The 18,222-nt window shown below is 70.9% G+C and carries 9 protein-coding genes; 1 reads left to right on the top strand and 8 read right to left on the bottom strand.

Annotated elements, in window-relative coordinates; all coding sequences use genetic code 11:
- The 3 genes from xdhB to AB0M70_RS09445 all read right to left on the bottom strand — a co-directional run bounded on the left by xdhB (position 1) and on the right by AB0M70_RS09445 (position 5,999).
- Positions 1-2,412: a xanthine dehydrogenase molybdopterin binding subunit gene (xdhB, locus tag AB0M70_RS09455; RefSeq protein ID WP_365818114.1), complete on the bottom strand. Its 2,412-nt coding sequence runs from the start codon at positions 2,410-2,412 to the stop codon at positions 1-3.
- The gene (locus tag AB0M70_RS09450) at positions 2,409-3,899 is read right to left on the bottom strand and encodes an FAD binding domain-containing protein (RefSeq protein ID WP_365818112.1); all 1,491 of its coding nucleotides are present in this window, start codon (positions 3,897-3,899) and stop codon (positions 2,409-2,411) included. Before AB0M70_RS09450 ends, xdhB begins: the two co-directional genes overlap by 4 nt.
- Before the next feature lie 477 nt (positions 3,900-4,376).
- Positions 4,377-5,999, bottom strand: coding sequence for an AMP-binding protein (locus AB0M70_RS09445; RefSeq protein ID WP_365818110.1), 1,623 nt, complete (start codon positions 5,997-5,999; stop codon positions 4,377-4,379).
- A 753-nt stretch (positions 6,000-6,752) separates the two neighbouring features.
- On the opposite strand from AB0M70_RS09445, the gene AB0M70_RS09440 reads away from it, so the two are divergent.
- The gene (locus AB0M70_RS09440; protein ID WP_365818108.1) at positions 6,753-9,197 is read left to right on the top strand and encodes a SpoIIE family protein phosphatase; all 2,445 of its coding nucleotides are present in this window, start codon (positions 6,753-6,755) and stop codon (positions 9,195-9,197) included.
- 12 nt (positions 9,198-9,209) lie between these two features.
- On the opposite strand, the gene AB0M70_RS09435 is transcribed toward AB0M70_RS09440, so the two are convergent.
- The 5 genes from AB0M70_RS09435 to AB0M70_RS09415 all read right to left on the bottom strand — a co-directional run bounded on the left by AB0M70_RS09435 (position 9,210) and on the right by AB0M70_RS09415 (position 18,215).
- Complete coding sequence (locus tag AB0M70_RS09435; RefSeq protein ID WP_365818106.1) at positions 9,210-10,037, bottom strand: aldo/keto reductase; 828 nt, start codon at positions 10,035-10,037, stop codon at positions 9,210-9,212.
- A gap of 154 nt (positions 10,038-10,191) precedes the next feature.
- Entirely contained in the window at positions 10,192-11,610 is a 1,419-nt protein-coding gene (locus AB0M70_RS09430; RefSeq protein ID WP_365818104.1) for an NAD-dependent succinate-semialdehyde dehydrogenase, read from the bottom strand.
- Between the two features lie 147 nt (positions 11,611-11,757).
- Positions 11,758-13,263: a hypothetical protein gene (locus tag AB0M70_RS09425; RefSeq protein WP_365818102.1), complete on the bottom strand. Its 1,506-nt coding sequence runs from the start codon at positions 13,261-13,263 to the stop codon at positions 11,758-11,760.
- A gap of 343 nt (positions 13,264-13,606) precedes the next feature.
- The gene (locus AB0M70_RS09420) at positions 13,607-16,900 is read right to left on the bottom strand and encodes a family 78 glycoside hydrolase catalytic domain (protein ID WP_365818100.1); all 3,294 of its coding nucleotides are present in this window, start codon (positions 16,898-16,900) and stop codon (positions 13,607-13,609) included.
- Between the two features lie 232 nt (positions 16,901-17,132).
- On the bottom strand, positions 17,133-18,215 hold the full coding sequence (locus tag AB0M70_RS09415) for a serine hydrolase domain-containing protein (RefSeq protein WP_365818771.1): 1,083 nt from the start codon (positions 18,213-18,215) through the stop codon (positions 17,133-17,135).
- Positions 18,216-18,222 lie beyond the last annotated feature (7 nt).

Here is an 18,222-nt window from a genome sequence, read left to right as displayed (position 1 = left end):
TCAGGCACCGCTCAACGTTTTTGCGCCGGTGGTGTCGACTGCGCCGGCTCGGACCTCACGGTCGTCGGCCTCGCGCGTCACGCGCCGTGCCTGGCGCGCCCCCTCGATCGCCCAGTACACCGCTTCCGGGGTCGCGGGCGAGGCCAGCTCGACGCTGATCCCGCTCGGTCCGAACGCCGCGGCAGCCTGCCGCAGCGCTTCCCGTACGCAGAACGCCAGCATCAGCGGGGGCTCGCCCACCGCCTTGGACCCGTACACCGCGCCTTCTTCGGTGGCGTTCTCCATGAGCGCCACGTTGAACTCCGCGGGCATCTCGGAGAAGCTCGGCAGCTTGTAGGTGCTGGCGGCCTGGGTCAGCAGTCGGCCGCGGCCCGGCCCGTCGCCGGCGTCCCAGCGCAGGTCCTCGAGTGTCAGCCACCCCGCGCCCTGCACGAACCCGCCCTCGACCTGACCGACGTCGATCATCGGGGACAGGCTGTCGCCGACGTCGTGCACGATGTCCACGCGCCGGATGCGGTACGCGCCGGTGAAACCGTCGACCTCCACCTCGGCCGCCGCGGCGCCGATGGCGAAGTACTTGAACGGCGAGCCGCTGAAGGACTTCGCGTCCCAGTGCAGACCCTCGGTGCGGTAGAAACCGGCCGCCGACAGCTGCACCCGCTGGAAGTACGCGGTGCGTACCAGGTCGTCCCAGGCCAGCTCCTTGTCGCTGCCGAGGCTGCGGGCGACGCCGTCCACGATGCGCACGTCCGCGGCACTCGAACCCAACTGGGTGGCGGCCACCTGCAACAGGCGCTCGCGCAGTTGGTGGCAGGCGTTCTTCACCGCCGCGCCGTTGAGATCCGCTCCGGAACTCGCCGCTGTGGCGGAGGTGTTGGGGACCTTGTCGGTACGCGTCGGCGCGAGCCGCACCTTGTGCAGCGGGATGCCCAGGGTGGTCGCCGCCACCTGCAGCATCTTGGTGTGCAGACCTTGACCCATCTCGGTGCCACCGTGGTTGATCAGGACCGAGCCGTCCTTGTAGATCAGCACCAGTGCGCCGCCCTGGTTGAAGGCGGTGAGGTTGAACGAGATGCCGAACTTCACGCCGGTGATCGCCAGTGCCCGCTTGGTGTGGGGGTGCGCGGCGTTGAAGGCGGCGATCTCACGGCGGCGATCGGCGAGGTCGCCGTTGTGCTTGACCTGCTCCCAGACGGCGGAGATCCGTTCGGGCTGAGTGACGGGCTGTCCGTACGGCGTCGACTGGCCCGGCCGGTAGAAGTTGCGCTCGCGCAGCTCCGTGGGATCCAGTCCGAGCAGCGGTGCGCACCGGCCCATGATGTCCTCGATCACCAGCATTCCCTGCGGCCCGCCGAAACCGCGGAAGGCGGTGTTGGACGCCTTGTTGGTCTTGGCGATGCGACCCGCGACACGCGCGTTGGGGATCCAGTAGGTGTTGTCGATGTGGCACAGCGCGCGAGCCACCACGGGTTCGGACAGGTCCAGACTCCAGCCGCCGTCGGCGGTCAACTCGGCGTCGAGGGCCTGGATGTGGCCCTCGGCGTCGAAGCCGATCTTCCACTGGGCGTGGAACCCGTGGCGCTTGCCGGACATGGTCAGATCCTGCGTGCGGTTGAGCCGCAGCCGTACGGGGCGGCCGGTGAGCTTGGCGCCGAGTGCGGCGATGGCCGCGAACCCGTGCGGCTGCATCTCCTTGCCGCCGAAGCCGCCGCCCATCCGCAGACACTGCACGGTCACCTCGTGGCTGTGCAGGCCGAGCACGTGCGCGACGATCTCCTGGGTCTCCGAAGGGTGCTGGGTGCTGCTCTGCACGAAGACCTGCTCGGCCTCGTCGATGTGGGCAAGCGCCGCGTGCGTCTCCAGGTAGAAATGTTCCTGGTCGGAGAACTGGAACTCGCCGGTGAACACGTGCGCGGAGTCGGCGAAGCCGGCCTCGACGTCACCGGCCAGCATCATGGGCCGTGCACCGTGGAAACTGTCGGCCTCAATCGCGTCCCGCAGGGTGATCAGGGAGGGCCGTTCGTCGAGTTCCACCTCGACGGCCGCCGCGCCGAGCCGGGCCGCCTCCAGTGTCTCGGCGAGCACCCAGGCGACCGCGTGCCCATGGAACATCACCACGTCGGGGAAGAGCGGTTCGTCGTGCTTCATTCCGGCGTCGTTCACGCCGGGAACGTCGGCGCCGGTCAGTACGCGCACCACTCCGGGCACGGCGAGTGCGGGTGCGGTGCGCAGCGCGGTGATCCTGCCGTGGGCCTTGGTGGCCTGGACCGGGTAGGCGTGCAGCACGTCCTTGGTGCGGTGGATCAGGTCGTCGGTGTAGAGCGCGCTGCCGGTGACGTGCTGGACAGCACTCTCGTGCGGCACGGAAACGCCGACGACGGGGTTCTCGGGGCGCTCGGACAGATGGCTCATGACGACACACCCTCGGTGGTTTGTGCGTACAGCTTCAGCAGACTCTGGCCGAGCATCGCGGAACGGTAAAGGGCGCTCGCTCGGTGATCGTTCATCGGTGTGCCCTCCGCCCGCAGCACCCGGGCGGCGGCCTCGACGGTCTCCGCCGCCCACGGGTTGCCCTCCAGGGCCGCCTCGGTGGCCAGGGAGCGGATCGGCGTGGCTGCCACGCCGCCCAGGCCGATGCGCGCCTTGCGTACGAGCCCGTCCTCGATGTCGAGCGCGAAAGCGACCGCGACGCTGGAGATGTCGTCGAAACGCCGCTTGGCGATCTTGTGGAAGCCCACGACTGGTGACAGCGGCAGCGGAAAGCGCACCGCGCGGATCAGCTCGCCGGGACGGCGCACGCTCTGCCGGTATCCGGTGAAGTAGTCCGCCAGCGGGACCTCGCGCTCGCCGTCGGCGTCGGCGAGGACCACCGAGGCATCCAGGGCGAGCAGCGCCGGCGGGCTGTCACCGATGGGGGAACCGGTGCCCAGATTGCCGCCGAGGGTCGCGCTGTTGCGGATGAGCCGGGACGCGAACTGCGGGAACAGCTCGCCCAGCAGCGGCACTTGGCCGTCGAGGCGGCGCTCGATCTCGGTGAGCGTCAGCGCCGCCCCGATCTCGACGTGGTCGGACGCGACGCGCAGCTCCCGCAGTTCGGGCAGCCGGTCGACGGCGACCACGCAATCCGCCCTGCGGGAGCGGATGTTGACCTCCACACCCCAGTCGGTGGACCCGGCGACCACCACCGCGTCGGGCCGCTCACGCAGCAGACGCAGTACGTCTGCCAGGGTGCCCGGCCGCAGGAACGCCTTGTCGTCCCGGGTGTATGCGGTGGCGACCGGCGGGGGCGGGGACTGCTCGCGGCGCTGCGCCAGCAGGTCCTCGTCGGTGGGCGTGCCCACGGCGAACGCGGCGTCGCGGATCGGCCGATAGCCGGTGCAGCGGCACAGGTTTCCGCTCAGCGCGTGGAGGTCGAACCCGTTCGCACCGTGCTCGGCGTCGATGTCGCCGATCGGCCCCTCGCTCGTGGCCGAGTCCGTGGAAGCCGCGTGCGCGCACCGGTCAGGGCGGTAGTACTCGGCGGCCATGCTGCAGATGAATCCCGGTGTGCAGTAACCGCATTGGGAGCCGCCGCGGACCGCCATCTCCTGCTGCACCGGGTGCAGCGTGCGCGGTGTGCCGGGTTCACCGACGGTGGCCAGCCCTTCGGAGGTGACGATCTCCTGCCCGTCCAGGGCCGCTGCCGGGACCAGGCAGGCGTTGATCGCCACCCAGTCGGTCGGCTTGTTCACCCCGGGGCGGGCCACCAGGACCGAACAGGCGCCGCATTCGCCCTCGGCGCATCCCTCCTTGGCGCCGGTCAGACCACGCTCGCGCAGGAAGTCCAGCGCCGAGGTGTGGGACGCGGCCGGGGAGATCGGCGTTTCTTTCCCGTTGACGGTGATGCGCGCCGCTGTCATGACTGGCCTTCGCTTCGTTGCGCGATCGGTTGGTTCATCTGCTTCATCTGATGCATCGAGTTCGCCAATTTCAGGCAGCTTTCTGTGTTCAGACGCGCCACGGGAGACGGGCGCACGACAGCACGCGGCAGTGACGTGCCGGAAGGCGGTGGTGAGGTGATGAGGCGGTGATGGGGTACGCGAACGGCGCCCGAGACGGCCGACGTTGACGCGCTGCGGTCAGCAGGCACGCATGTGCCACGGACGGGCACATCAGAAGGGCGTACTCGGGCGCCGTGAAGGCGTACTCAGGCGCCGTGCGCGATCCGACCCGGAACCCAGACAGTGCGCTGGGCGAGGCGACCGAGATCAGAGCTGGTGTTCATCCGCCGGGTCGCCCCCTTTCATTCGTGACAGGTCGATGGCCACCGCAAACTAGTCGGCCGGAGCCACCGAGGTCAAGGGGTACGGTCGCCTGAAGCAGACGCACCGCGGTGGCTACCTCGAGGCCAGAGCCGTGTCCGTCCACGCGGCGCGCAGGGCCTTCTTGTCCACCTTGCCGACCTTGGTCGTCGGCAGCCGGTCGAGCAGGACGGTCTTGCGGGGTGTGTAGAGCTCTCCCAACTCGGCGGTCACCGCCGCGCCGACGGTGTCCGGGTCGACGTCGGCACCCTCGGCCGTGGCCAGGAAGATCTGTACGGCCTCCCCGAACTCCTCGTCCGGCACGCCAAGAGCCGCCGCGTTGCGCACCCCGGGCAGCGTGAGCAGGAAGTCCTCGAGGACCCTGGAGTAGACGTTGTCGCTGGTGCTGCCGGTGACGATGATGTCCTTGGCGCGGTCGACGAGAAAGAGGTACCCGTCGGCGTCGAGATAGCCCAGGTCCCCCGTCCGCAGCCAGCCTTCGTGCAGCGCCTGCGCGGTGCGCTCCGGGTCCTCGTAGTAGCCGAGCATCACCGTCTCGCCCCGGACACACACCTCGCCGACCTGCCTGGCGGGCAGTGCGTCCGCGCTGTCCTCGCCACGGATCTCGATCTCGGTGTCGGATATCGCGCGACCGCAGCTGCGCCAGAGCTCGGGGCGGCGAGCCCCCTGAGAGGCGAGGTCGTCCGCGCCGAACGCGGCGATACCGAGTGCCTCCGACTGTCCGTAGCCCTGGCTGAGGACGGGCCCGAACACCTCGACCGCCTGCTGCAGACGGCTGGGCGACGAGGCCGCGCCGCCCACGACGATCCGGCGCAGCGCGGGGAGGGCGCCCGACACGCACTCCGGGTGGTCGAGCAGCGCGTACAGCATCGGCGGCACGAACATGGTGGCGGTGATCCGCTCCTCGCGCAGCACCGTCAGGGCCGCGTCCGCCTCGAACTCGGGCAGCACGACGAGGGCGGCACCTGTCACCAGGGCCTGCACCGAGGTGAGGTGGCCGCTGCCGTGGGTGAGCAGCGTGGAGGCGAGCACCCTGTCCGTGCCGGGGTTCGCGGTCGGGAAGACGGCGGGGCTCGTTCCCTCCCGGCCGTCCGCCAGGTCCACCAGTGCGTCGTACAGCCGGTGGCTGTGGGCGGCGAGCTTGGGGCGGCCCAGGGTGCCGCCGGTGTAGAGGACGGTGACGGCGTCGTCGGGCCCCGGGGCGGGCACCCCCTCGGGGCGCTCGGCGGGGCATTCGGCGGCCACCGCCAGCAGGTCGGTGCACCGCTGTTCGCAGGTCCCGAGGCTGAGCAGCACGGGGGCGTGGACGCTGCGGTCCGCCGCGTCGGCGGCCCGGTCGGCGAAGAGCGGGTCGGTGACCACGGCGCGTGCCCGGGACTGCTCGACCAGCGCGGCGAGCTCCCCGGGCCCGGGTTCGGGCGGCAGGAACACGACGCGGCAGCCGATGAGATGGACCGCGAGCTGGACCAGGACGGAGTCCACACGGTTGGCCAGGAAAAGACCCACTCCGTCGCCGGGCGCGAGCCCCTGGCGGCGCAGCGCGTGCCCCAACCGGAACAGTTGCCGCCGCGCCTGCGCCCGGGTCAGTCGCCGGTCACCCTGGACGAGCGCCTCGGCGTCCTCGTCCGTGCCCCACTGTTCCAGGACGCGGTCCACGTACGTCTGCGGTCCAGATGTTTGCTGTGCGTTAATGATCATGGACACATGCAAACATGTCGCTTAGGTGCCGTGGTCTCACAGGGGGTCAATTCGGCCATCGGACCGCGGAGTACCATGCCCCGGATCTTGGACCCCCGTCGGCTCTCCCGCACCGGCAGATACGCCCCGCCCTCGGCATCATCGACGCGGCCACCGGCGCCGCCGACGGAGCCGGGACGCAGGGTCCGCCCGATCAGGTCTGCCGCGGTCCGTCGCGCCAGCGCGACGGGTCGATCCGGCCCTCGTACAGCGGGAGTTCGCCACGCTTCGTAGCAGATCGACAGACCCACCCGCCCGTGCCCCTCCAGGTCGAAGACGACGAAGCTGCCGCCCGCCGCCGTCGTCTCGTAGGGAAGGCAGGGGAAGACCTCGTTCACGGGCCAGGCCGGCAAAGAGTTTACCCCTGGGCCCGTCGAGGTCCTGTGCGGCCGCGGTCATGACCCGTTCGGGCTCCTCGTCCGGCCGGTGGCCACACACGTGCAGCTCCGGGAACGCGAAAAGACGCACCCCGGGGTAGGCGCGGGCGGGGCGGCGCAGCTGGTCCGCGAACGTGTCGAGGCTGTCGTCGGCGTGATGGAGGGCGGCCGCCTGCACCAGGCCGATCGGCAGTGGGGTGGCCCGTTTCCTGTGCCGGTCAAAGGACAAACCTGCGGGTGTGCGGACCCCACGGTTTCGCCGAGCGGGTGCGCCGCGGTTGTGCCCGCCCCGGGGACAGCGGATTCTGTAGGGAATGAACGGGGCTGGTGTGGCGCCATGAAGGCATGGAACGAGGAGCAGGGTGCTGAATTTCGTGGTCCCCTCGACGTCACCAGGGCGGCCACGATGGTCGTCGACGCCCAGGACACGGTCATCGGCTGGAGCCCCGCGGCCGAGCGGCTCTTCGGATACCCGCCGCAGGAGGTCGTCGGCGGGCCCCTGACCACGTTCCTGTCCCCCGGCCCGACGCCGTCTTTCCTCCCTCTCCCTCCCCAGGTCCGGGGGAACGAGCTGCACGTGGCCCGGCATCAGGACGGGCGTGACCTGATCGTCGCCACCGCGTCGTGCCCCCTGCCCGGCGCGGGCCCGGCCGCGCGCGTCCTCGTCGCGACGGAGCTGCAGGAACTGCGGGAGTGGGAATCCCGTCTCGCCCTGCTGCAGGGCCTCGCCACCCAGTCACCCGTCGGTCTGGGCATCTACGACACCGACCTGCGTCTGACCTGGTGCAACGCGGCGTACGAACGGGAGATAGGGCGACCGTTCGCCGAGTTCCGGGGCCTTCGGGCCGATCAGCTGTACTCCAGCGGAACCTTCGTGAGCAAGGGGCACCCGCCCACGCTCGAAGCGGTCATGCGGCACGTCCTGGACACCGGAGAGCCATTTCTGGACCTGCATTTCAAGGGCAGGCCGCCCAGCGACCCGGAAACGGACCATCTCTGGTCGTGTGCCTACTACCGGCTCCAGGACGCCGACGGCCGTGTCATCGGGGTGTGCGAGGACGCCTTCGACATCTCCGACCGCCACAAGGCCCAGCGGCGTCTGGCGCTGCTCGTCGAGGCGGGCCGCGGGATCGGAACCGCCCTCGACGTGCGGGTCACCGCCGAGAAGATCACCGAGGTGGCGGTGCCGGAGTTCGCCACCACGGTGACGGTCGACCTCGCCCGAGCCGTCCTCGAGGGCGAGGTGCCCGCCACCATCAGCGCGGCGGCGGCATCGCTGGTGCGGGTCGCCCGCTGCTCGGCCGACGAGGCCGAACGGCTGGAGCCGGGCGGTCATCCTTCCCACTGCGGGCCCAGTGCCCGCGGTCCCGCCGACCGGGGGCGCGCTGCTCCCGTCGAGAACCACCCTCCGGTGGAGTACCCGCCCGGTTCGCCGCAGCATCGCAGCCTCTCCTCGGGCGGGCTCGTGCTCGACGACGCGGCCCTGGTCGTGCCGCTGCGGGCGGGGACCAGCACGCTGGGGCTCGTCACCTTCGTCCGTGACCCCGGATCGGCCTCCTTCGACAGCGGTGAGGTGGCGCTGGCCGACGAGCTGGTCGCCCGTACGGCGGTGTCCATCGACAACGCCCGCCGATTCACCCGTGAGCGCACCGCGTCGTTGGCCCTGCAGCGCCAGCTGCTGCCGCGGCACGTTCCGGAGCAGTCGGCCGTCGAGGTCGCGCACCGCTATCTGCCCACGGACGACGTGACGGGCGTCGGCGGCGACTGGTTCGACGTCATCCCGCTGTCCGGCACCCGCGTCGGGCTCGTGGTCGGGGACGTGGTGGGTCACGGCCTGCAGGCGGCCGCCACCATGGGCCGGCTCCGTACGACCGTACGCGCGTTCGCCCAGATGGACATGGACCCCGTAGAGCTGCTCTCCCGGCTCGACGATCTGGTGGCGCAGTCCGCGGAGGAGCAGCGCAGCGAGCTGGGCACACCCGACGGGACGTACGCCGACGTGACCACCGGCGCGACCTGCCTGTACGCGGTCTACGACCCGGTGTCGCGGCGCTGCGTCATGGCCAGGGCCGGGCACCTGCCGCCGGCCGTGGTCACCCCGGAGGGCCCGCCGATCTTTCCCGACCTGCCGGCGGGGCCACCGCTCGGCCTCGGCGGTCTGCCGTTCGAGTCGGCGGAGATCGAGCTGCCGGTGGGCAGCCTCCTCGCGCTCTTCACCGACGGCCTGGTCGAGGCGCGCGACCGCGACATCGATCACGGAATGGACACCCTGGGCCAGGTGCTCAGCGACCGGCACGCCTCGCTCGAGGAACTGTGCGACCGGGCCGTGGCGGAGCTCCTGCCGAGCGGCTCGACGGCCGACGACACGGCCCTGCTGCTCGTCCGGACCCGTGAACTCGACACCGCGCAGGTCACCGAGTGGGAGCTGCCTCCTGAGCCGGTCGCCCCCGGCCAGGCCCGGGAGCTGGCGACCCAGCAGCTGCGGCAATGGGGCCTCGAGGAACTGGCGTTCGCCACCGAGCTCGTCGTCAGCGAGCTGGTCACCAACGCGGTCAGGTACGCCGAAGGGCCGATCCAGGTGCGGCTCATCCGCGACCGCACCCTCTTGTGCGAGGTCGCGGACCGCGGCCACACCTCGCCCCACCTGCGCCACAGCGGCGAGGAGGACGAAGGCGGGCGCGGCCTGTTCATCGTCGCGCAGCTCGTCCAGAGGTGGGGAACGCGCTACTCCCGCTCCGGCAAGACCATCTGGACGGAACAGGCCTTCCCCACCACGGTGTGAGCCGGTCCGCCCTCAGCCGTTGAAGCGGTCCGGGTCGGGGCCGGTCCGCTCGTCGCGGTTCAGGGCGGAGATCTCACCGATGTCGCCCTGGCTGAGCTCGAAGTCGAAGAGGTCGAAGTTCTCCTCGATGCGCTTCTGGGTGGCCGACTTGGGGAAGACGATGTCGCCGCGCTGGATGTGCCAACGCAGGGTCACCTGGGCAGGCGTCTTGCCCACGCGCTGCGCGATGCGGTTGATCGTCGGGTCGTCGAGGACCTTGCCCTGGGCGATGGGCGACCAGGCCTCGGTGGCGATGTCGTGCTCGGCGCCGAAGGCCCTGACGACGTCCTGGGTGAGGTAGGGGTGCACCTCGATCTGGTTGACCGCGGGGACCACGTCACTGCCTTCCAGAAGCCGACGCAGGTGGTGCGGCTGGAAGTTGGAGACCCCGATGGCCTTGGAGCGTCCCGAGCGGTAGATCTCCTCCAGGGCCTTCCAGGTCTCCACGAAGTCGCCCTTGCCGGGCAGCGGCCAGTGGATGAGGAAGAGGTCCAGGTAGTCGAGGCCCAGCTCGTCCATCGTCCGGTCGAACGCCTTGAGCGCGTCGTCGTGCGCGTGGGCGTCGTTGTTGAGCTTGCTGGTCACGAAGACGTCGGCGCGGTCGATGCCGGAGTCACGGACCGCCTGGCCGACCTCCTTCTCGTTGCCGTACATCTGCGCCGTGTCGATGTGGCGGTATCCGGCCTCGAGGGCGGCCAGCGTCGTCTCCCGGGTCTCCTCCGGCTCGATCTGGAAGGTGCCGAAGCCGAGTTGCGGGATCTGCACGGCGTTGTTGAGGGTGATGGCGGGTACTGCGGTCACGGTGGCTCCTTGCTTTGCTGGTCTCGCGGGGCGGAGGACGCCATGAGCTGTCCGTCAGGACGGCTTGCCGTTCACTCGGCCGCAAAACACACGGATGGTCAGCTTTTGTCCCGCAGCGGATGTGCGGGCGGTACGGGCGGGCCGGCTCGCTCGCTCAGCCGGCGATGCCGTGCAGCTTCGCGTCGGGCGGCAGGACCCGGACGAGCTTGCGGTTCACGAATTCCTGCATGCCGAGCTTCGAGAGCTCCCGCCCGTAGCCGGAGCGCTTGATGCCGCCGAACGGCAGGTCGGGCTGGGTCGAGGTCGGGTGGTTCACCCAGACCATGCCGGTCTCCACGCGCTCCGCCACCTTGCGGCCCCGCTCCACGTCCGCGCAGAACACGGATCCGCCGAGGCCGTACTGGCTGTCGTTGGCCAGGGCGATCGCCTCGTCCTCGTCGGCGACGCGGTAGACGACCGCGGCGGGACCGAAGAGCTCCTCGGCGTAGGCGCGCATGCCCGGCTTGACGCCGGTGATGACCGTCGGTTCGACGAAGGCACCCGGCCGGTCGATCCGGTGGCCGCCGGTGACCAGTTCCGCGCCCTGCTCCACCGTCTCGCGGATCTGGTCGGCCAGGTCCGAGGCCGCCTGCTCGGAGGAGAGCGGGCCCAGGGTGGTCGACTCGTCCGCGGGGTCGCCCGGCCGCAGCTCCTCGAACTTGCGCCGCATCCCCTCGACGAAGGCGTCGTACGCGTCCTCGACGACGATGAACCGCTTGGAGGCGACGCAGCTCTGGCCGGTGTTCGCCATCCGGCCCGCCACCGCCGCCCCGATCGTCCGCTCGAGGTTCTCGCCGTCGAGGACGATGAAGACATCGCTGCCGCCGAGCTCGAGGAGGCTGGGCTTCATGTTCCGCCCGGCCCGTTCGGCGACCTTGGCCCCCGCTCCCTCGCTGCCGGTCAGGGAGGCTCCGCGGACCACCGGGCTGTCGATGATGCGGGAGATCTCCTCGTGGCTCACGAAGAGGTTCGTGTAGACACCCTCCGGGGCCTGCGCGTCGCGGAAGAGCGACTCCAGGGCCAGCGCGGACTGCGGGCAGATGCCGGCGTGCTTGACCAGGACGGTGTTGCCGAGCACCAGGTTCGGGCCCGCGAAACGGACCACCTGGTAGAGCGGGAAGTTCCACGGCATGACGCCGAGGAGCACGCCGAGGGGTTCGCTGACGAGGTACGCCTCGCCCTCGCCCTCGAAGTCCAGCGGCTCCGCGGCGGCGAAGTCCGGACCGTGGCGCGCGTAGTACTCCAGGATCGACGCGGCGAGGTCGACCTCGCCGCGCGCCTCGGAGATGAGCTTGCCCATCTCCAGGGTGATGAGCTGGGCGAGCTCTTCCTTGCGTTCCTTCATCAGGTCGGCCGCGCGTCCGACAACGGCCGCGCGCTCCGCGATCGGGCGCTCGCGCCACGCGTCGAACGCGTGGCCCGCGGTCTCCAGCGTCGCATCGACCTCTTCGCCCTCGATGACCGGGAACTCCACGAGGGTCTCCCCCGTGTACGGGCTCACGGTCGCGAACGAACTTTTGCGCTGATCCGGCATGAACTCTCCAGAGCGACGAGTGACGGCAGGCGGCGGAACAACGCGTTCCGGCCCCAACCCGGGGTACCCGTCACCGCGAGACGCAAACAGTTCATATGCCAAAAAGGGTGCGAATGACCGCGTCGAGAGACGGGCTTTCGGCCCGCGTCACCCCCGGCTGTCAGCCCGGACCGCGGGGCCCAGATGAATGCGCAGGTCACCGGCCCGATGGGACGGCCAGTCGCGCGCGTAGCCCGGCGGCCCGTCCTTCTCCGGGACCAGAGTGGCCGTCGGTGTCCGCTGGGCCGTCCGGAGGAGGTCCGCCTGGCTGATGCTCGCGTTGTGCCCCTGGGTCTGGGCGGATGAGCACCCGGCGTAGAAGCCGATCGGCAGGGCCTCGTGGCCGTTCACCACGCAGGGCGGCCGTACGCCGAGCCGGTGCAGCTCGGCCGCCGTGCGCGCCCACTCCTGGCGGCCGGCGGTCGAGCGGGCCACGGTGTCTTCAAGGACCACGTACTGCATGGCCAGGTGCCCGGCGAAGACCAGCGCCGCCAGCGTCACCGCCACCGGTCGCCACGTCCGGCGCGGGGTGGTGACCAGGTGGACGAGGGCGTCGGCGACCGGGATGGCGAGCAGCGCGTAGAACGGCAGCAGGAAGCGCGGGGCGGCGTATCCGATCATGAAGAGGTACGGGATGCCCGCCGTCGTGGCGCAGGCCAGCGGCAGCAGCGTGCGCGCGGTGCGCCGGCCCCGGACCGCGACGGCGAGGCCCAGCGCGGCGAGCACCGGCAGGGCGAACCACCACGCGATCAGCTCGGGGGCCGGAACCGGGCTGTCGCACGGGCGGCACAGGGTCTGGCCGCCCAGACCGCGCAGCTGGTCAAGGACGGCGATGTTCCAGCCGAGGCCGCCCTGGATCCGGGAGGCGTCGGCCAGGCGCGCGTCGAGCCCGCCGAAGCTGACGTACGCCTCGGCCACCCAGCCGACGGCCCCCGACCCGAGGCCCGCGACGAGCGCCGCGAAAAGCCGCGGCCGACGCCACCGGCGTACGCACAGCAGCAGCACGAACAGCGGGAGGACCACCCAGACGGCGTCGGTGGGCCGCATCCAGGCGAGCAGCGCCGCCGCCACCCCCGCTCCCCACAGCGCGGCCCGGTCGTGGCGGTCGGCCTGGGCCCGCAGGAAGCAGCCGACCACGGCCAGGGCGCCGATCGCGACCCAGTAGTTGGGCATGACCTCAGGACCGTAGAAGACGGTCACCCAGAGCGTCGCGAACAGGACGCCGGCCAGGACCACCACCCGTTGCGGGAAGAGCCCGCGCCAGACGCGCAGCGCCAGGAAGAGGCCGAGGCCGGACAGCAGGGCCATGTAGACCCGCAGGAGCGAGGTGGACGACGACCAGGAGGCGATCGGCGCGGCCAGCAGGGAGACCCCACGGGAGCGCGGCGCGCTGAAGAACGCAGCCGGGGCGTGCCCGCTGACCTGGCTGACGTACACCGCCTCGTCCCAGCCGAGCCCCATCCCGGGCCGTACGAGGGCCAGTTGGACCAGCGCGAAAGCCACCGCCACGGCGGCCGGCCACACCTGACCCGTGGCGCGTCGCGGCGTACGGACGATCGGCGTCGGGCCACGGCTCTCCACTGGGACGAGCGGGGCACTCAAGGTCTTGACCATCGCCTGCCTTCCCCCCTACACGCGGCAGGGCTCCCCTTTCGGCCCACAGAGCGCAGGACGAAAATCACAAGTCGGAAAAACGTGCACAAACTAACCCGACTTATTGGAGAGCGCAGCGCGAGGATCCGGGGCAGGGCCCGGCGGCGGGGACAGGACCGGGCGAACCGGCAGGCCAGGGGGCGTCCGTCTCTCCCGGACGGGGGCCGGCACACTGATCCTTCCGGGTGTGATCGCATGCCCGTGGACGCCGACGCCCAGCACAGATGGCCCAGCTGACGACCCGTCTGCTGCGGCCCCGCCTCGGCACAGAGCACCGAGGCGGGGTCACACATGTCCGGGAGCGTCAGGGGCGCCCGCTGAACCTCCACGTCCCGTGCGGCGCGTGGTACACCGCGTAGCCCGGTTCCGTGCGCACGAACTCAGCGCCCTGGGGAGCCTGTGCCGCCGTGCGCGATGCGGCCGGCACGTGAACCTCGGCCGTCGCGCCCACCGGGACCCGCACCGTGAGGCGTACCGTCTCGTCGACGCGGGACCAGGACACCTCCGCCGGTCCGCGCACGGTGTGGAACTCGGTGCGCGCCCAGGTGACGCCCGTACGCGCGTCGGGGCGCACGGTGAAGGTGCGGTACCCCTCGTCGCCGGGCCGCAGCCCCGCCACGTTCTCGTACAGCCACTGCACCACGGTGCCCTGGAAATAGTGGTCGCGTGAGCGTGAGTCGAGCGGCCACATCTCCCACATCGTGTCCGCGCCGTTGTCGAGCCAGTGACCCCAACTCGGGTACGTGCGCTGGGTGGCGATGGCGTGGGCCACCTCGGAGTGGCCCTGCGCGCTGAGGCAGCGCAGCAGCACGCTCGTGCCGAGGCAGCCCGTGTTCAGGTGGTTGCCCCGCTTCTTGATGTCGTCGAGGAGCGAGGCGGTGACGCTCGCCCGCGCGCCGGGCGGCACCAGGCCGAAGGCCAGCGGTATGCAGTTGTTGGTCTGGCGGTATCCGGGGTCCTTGGCCGTGCGGTAGTGGCCTTCGGGGGCGAGGAACGTCGCGTTGAGGCTCTTCTTCAGTTCTTCGGCGGTATCGAGGAAACGCCGTCGGACATCGTTGTCACCCGCTACGCGTGCCATCTCGGCGGTGTCGGTGAGCGCCCGGTGCAGATACGCGGTCGCGGTGAGCCGGGTGTCCTCGGGCGGGTTGCCCCCGTAGCCGGGCGAGAGGTAGTCGCCGAGGGCCGTGACCGCCAGGCCGTCCTTCAGCCGGTCGGTTTCCCAGTCCAAGTACCGCACCAGGGTGGGCAGATGCTGCTCGATGACCCGCTCGTCGCCATAGACCCGGTACATCTCGCGCACGAGGAACGGGTAGACCGTCGTCCACTCCGGGGACGGGCCCAGGTCCCCGTACCCCCAGCCGCCGCTCGGCACGATCACCGGCAGCTGGCCGTCCTTGTTCTGGCTGTCGCGCAGGTCGCCGAGCCACTTGCCCAGGAACCGGTGCATGCCGAGGGCGTACATCATGACGGGCGCGCCCACCTGCGCGTCGCCGGTCCAGCCGTTCTTCTCGTACATCGGTGTGTCCGTGGGGATGCCGTGCAGGTTGTTCTGGATCGTGCGCCGCATGGCCTTCTCGAGCCGCTCGTAGAACGGCTCGGAGCAGGCGAAGGTGCCGGTGTCCTCGACGGGCGTGTGGACCAGCCGGCCGAGCACGTCGTCCAGGTCGGGTTTGCCCGGCAGCCCGCTGACCTGCACATAGCGGAAACCCTTGTACGAGAATCGGGGCTCCCACACCTCGTCGGCGCCGCCGCCCGCGCAGATGTACTCGTCGGTCTGGAACCGGCCGGGTACATGCCCTGTCTCGGCGTGCACGCTTCCGTCGTCCTTGAGTTTCTCGCCGTGCGCGAGCCGTACGAGGGTGCCCGCGCCGGCGCGCACTCGTAGGCGCGTCCATCCCGCCATGGTGCGTCCCATGTCGACGATCCAGTCGTCGCCGTGCGCCTTCACCGCCACAGGACGCACGGTGTCGATGACCTCGATCGCGTCGTGGGGCTGCGCCCGCAGCTCACCCTTCGGCGGATCACGGCGCACGGACCGCTGCCAGCCCCCGTCGTCGAACCCCGGCTCGGTCCACTTCCCAGGCTGCTCGCGGGCGTCGTACGTCTCGCCCGCGTACAGGGAGTTGGTGCGGGTCGGGCCTTCCGTCATCCGCCATGAGCCGTCCGTGGCGACGGTGGTGCGGGAGCCGTCCGGGTGATCGATCTCCAGTTGGCCGAGGAGTTGGGGCTCCCCGTGCCACGGCGGCTTGTGCCAGTTCCACACGTTGGGCGTCGTCATGCCGTAGAAGCCGCGGCCGAGCGTGACGCCGATGGCGTTGGGGCCCCGACGGATCTGGTCCGTCACGTCGTGCACGGCGTAGAAGACCGTCTCCTCGTAGTCCGTGAACCCCGGGTCGAGCACGTGACGGCCGACCCGCCGGCCGTTGAGGTGCGCCTCGTAGTACGCCAGGCCGCTGATGTAGAGGCGGGCGCGCGTCACGGGCTTGCGGACGGTGAACTCGCGGCGCAGCAGCGGCGCGGGCTGCTCGGTCGCCGGAACCTGTGCGTCGCTGCCCCAGGGACCCTGGCCGTAGGGCGCGAGCACCTTCGCCTCGGGCCAGCCGCTGTCGTCGAAGGCGGCCCCCTGCCAGCCCTCCTGCTCGGACTCTGCGCATCTCCACCCGGCGCCGGTCACCAACTCGTGGACGTCGCCGGTGGATCGCACCAGCAGCCGGACGAGCAGGCCGCCGGGGTTGACCGAGGCGCTGCCGCGGTTCGTGGCGCGGGCTGCGACCACCACTCGCCGGCCCGCGTCTCGCACGTGCTCGGTCACGTCGGCCAGCCGCGCGGACCGCCAGCCGTCGGTCTGCTCCGGCGCGTGCAGCACTTCCTGGCCGTCCACGTAGAGGGTGAAGTCGTCGTCGGCGGTGGCCACGACCTGGGCGGCGGAGACATCGGTGCCCTCCGGCAGTTCCAGAACGCCGCGGAACCACCTGGCCCCCGCCGGCGCGTTCTCCACGGTGGAGCCGGGGGACCAGATCCATGACGCCCCCTCGAAGCCCGGCGGTTTCGGCGCCGCGTCCGCGCCGATCCAGTGGCCCCGCCAGGCGTCCTTGGCCAGCGCGGTCTCCCACCAGCGCGAGGTGCTCCAGGCCGAGGCCCGGCCGTCGGCGTCCCAGACCCGCACCTGCCAGTGATAGCGCGTACGAGGCTTCAACGAGGGCCCGCCGTACGGGACTCCGAGGGTCCGCGAGGAGGCGACGCGACCGGAGTCCCACACCGCTGAGGCGCCCTTGCTGCCCTTTCCGGCGCCCATGCCGAGCGAGACCCGGATCTGATACGCGCTCTGCCGGGCGCCCTGACCAGGCGCCGAGAGTTCCCAACTCAGCCGCGGCTCGGCGACGTCCGTACCGAGCAGGGTGGGCGCGTACTCGACCGTGGTGCGCTCGACTCTCAACGCCCCTGCCCCCTCCCCCTGGTCCCCGCGCTCGTCCGCGGCGGCGGTGTCCATGCCCTGGCCCAGCCCTATGACGCCCACTCCGGCGCCGACCGCGGAGGTCCGCAGAAAGGCCCGCCGGTTCCACGCGCTGCCGCGCGCCATCTCACGCTCTTCGCTCATCACACGTCCCTTGGATGATGAATCCGAGTGCCCAGAACACGAATGAAACGTTTCATTCAAGGCCCGGCAAGCCTAGGTCGCGTACGGCGGGCAACTCAAGAGGTGTGCAGTGGCGGGCGGTTGCGCAGCAGCCCCGCCCGGCTCACGCCGAGCGGGGCTCACCGAGTGCGGGCAGGGCCGCCGCAGATTGCGGGGACTGAGGGACATCAAGTACCGCTGCGCGCGCGCCGGTTCATCGGCACAGGGCAGCATCCACGACCTTGTCGACGCGCTCTCTGCCCGCCGCGTCGTCCAGTTGCATGGTCACCGCGACATTGACCGCGCGGCCGTCGTCCGTGGCTCCGCCCCGGGTCTCGTAGCCGGGGAAGCTGCCGCCATGGCCCCAGTAGAGGCCGTCGCCGCACGCAAGCGGCTTGCTCACGAGTCCCAGGCCATAGCGGGCGCCAGGACCGAAGGTCTCGTCGGCGGGACGGGTGGAGCCGCGCATCTGGGCGAGCTGGGCCGGAGGCAGGAGGTGGCCGTCCAGGAGCTTGGAGTAGAAGCGGTTGAGGTCGGAGTTGGTGGAGATCAACTGCCCCGCGGCCCACCCCCAGGAAGGGTCGATCTCCGTGATGTCCTGCAGGGGCCCGTCGGGCGAATCGCGGTAGTAGCCGTGGGGGTGGGGGCCTCGGATGCTCGCGTCCCCAGGGGCGGGGAAGTAGGTGTGGCGCAGCCCGACGCGCTTGATGATGCGCCGGTCCATCTCCTCGGCCAGGGAGTGGCCGGTGACCTTCTCGATGAGCAGGCCGGCCAGCACGTAATTCGTGTTGCTGTACGCCCACTTCTTCCCGGGTTCGAAGTCGGCCTTGTGCCTCAGGGCGATGTCGAGGAGTTCACGCGGTGCGAAGTACCGGACCTCTTCCCCGAGGTAGTTGCTGTAGTTGGGGAGACCGCTGGTCTGCTGCAGGAGGTGGCGGACGGTGATGCGGTTGCCGTCGATGCCCTCGCCGCGGACGAGGCCCGGCAGATAGGTCTCGACCGAGGTGTCGAGGCCGATCTTCCCCTCGCCGACCAGTTGCAGCGCGACCACCGCGGTGAAGGCCTTGGTGTTGCTGCCGATGCGCACCCGGCCGTCCCTCGCCACCTTCGAGCCGGTCGCCACGTCGCCGACCCCCGCGGTGTAGGCACGGGTGCGGTCCCCGCGGCTCTGCACGCCGGCCAGCGCTGCGGGCAGTCCGTCGGAGCGCACCAGCCTGTCGAGCCCCTGCTGAACGGTGTCGACGGCGTCCGGCCTGGGCTCGGCTGCGGCGGGTGGCGCAAGGGCGCCCGCCGTCATGACGCCG

The organism is Streptomyces sp. NPDC051214 (assembly GCF_040682375.1).
Lineage (GTDB): Bacteria > Actinomycetota > Actinomycetes > Streptomycetales > Streptomycetaceae > Streptomyces.
This window is presented reverse-complemented; position numbering and strand designations above follow the sequence as displayed.

What these genes read in the sequence shown, in the direction of transcription:
- AB0M70_RS09425 (WP_365818102.1), bottom strand. Translation starts at nt 13,263, where the DNA reads ATGGTCAAGACCTTGAGTGCCCCGCTCGTCCCAGTGGAGAGCCGTGGC.
- AB0M70_RS09415 (WP_365818771.1), bottom strand. Translation starts at nt 18,215, where the DNA reads ATGACGGCGGGCGCCCTTGCGCCACCCGCCGCAGCCGAGCCCAGGCCG.
- AB0M70_RS09430 (WP_365818104.1), bottom strand. Translation starts at nt 11,610, where the DNA reads ATGCCGGATCAGCGCAAAAGTTCGTTCGCGACCGTGAGCCCGTACACG.
- AB0M70_RS09420 (WP_365818100.1), bottom strand. Translation starts at nt 16,900, where the DNA reads ATGAGCGAAGAGCGTGAGATGGCGCGCGGCAGCGCGTGGAACCGGCGG.
- AB0M70_RS09450 (WP_365818112.1), bottom strand. Translation starts at nt 3,899, where the DNA reads ATGACAGCGGCGCGCATCACCGTCAACGGGAAAGAAACGCCGATCTCC.
- AB0M70_RS09440 (WP_365818108.1), top strand. Translation starts at nt 6,753, where the DNA reads ATGAAGGCATGGAACGAGGAGCAGGGTGCTGAATTTCGTGGTCCCCTC.
- AB0M70_RS09445 (WP_365818110.1), bottom strand. Translation starts at nt 5,999, where the DNA reads ATGATCATTAACGCACAGCAAACATCTGGACCGCAGACGTACGTGGAC.
- xdhB (WP_365818114.1), bottom strand. Translation starts at nt 2,412, where the DNA reads ATGAGCCATCTGTCCGAGCGCCCCGAGAACCCCGTCGTCGGCGTTTCC.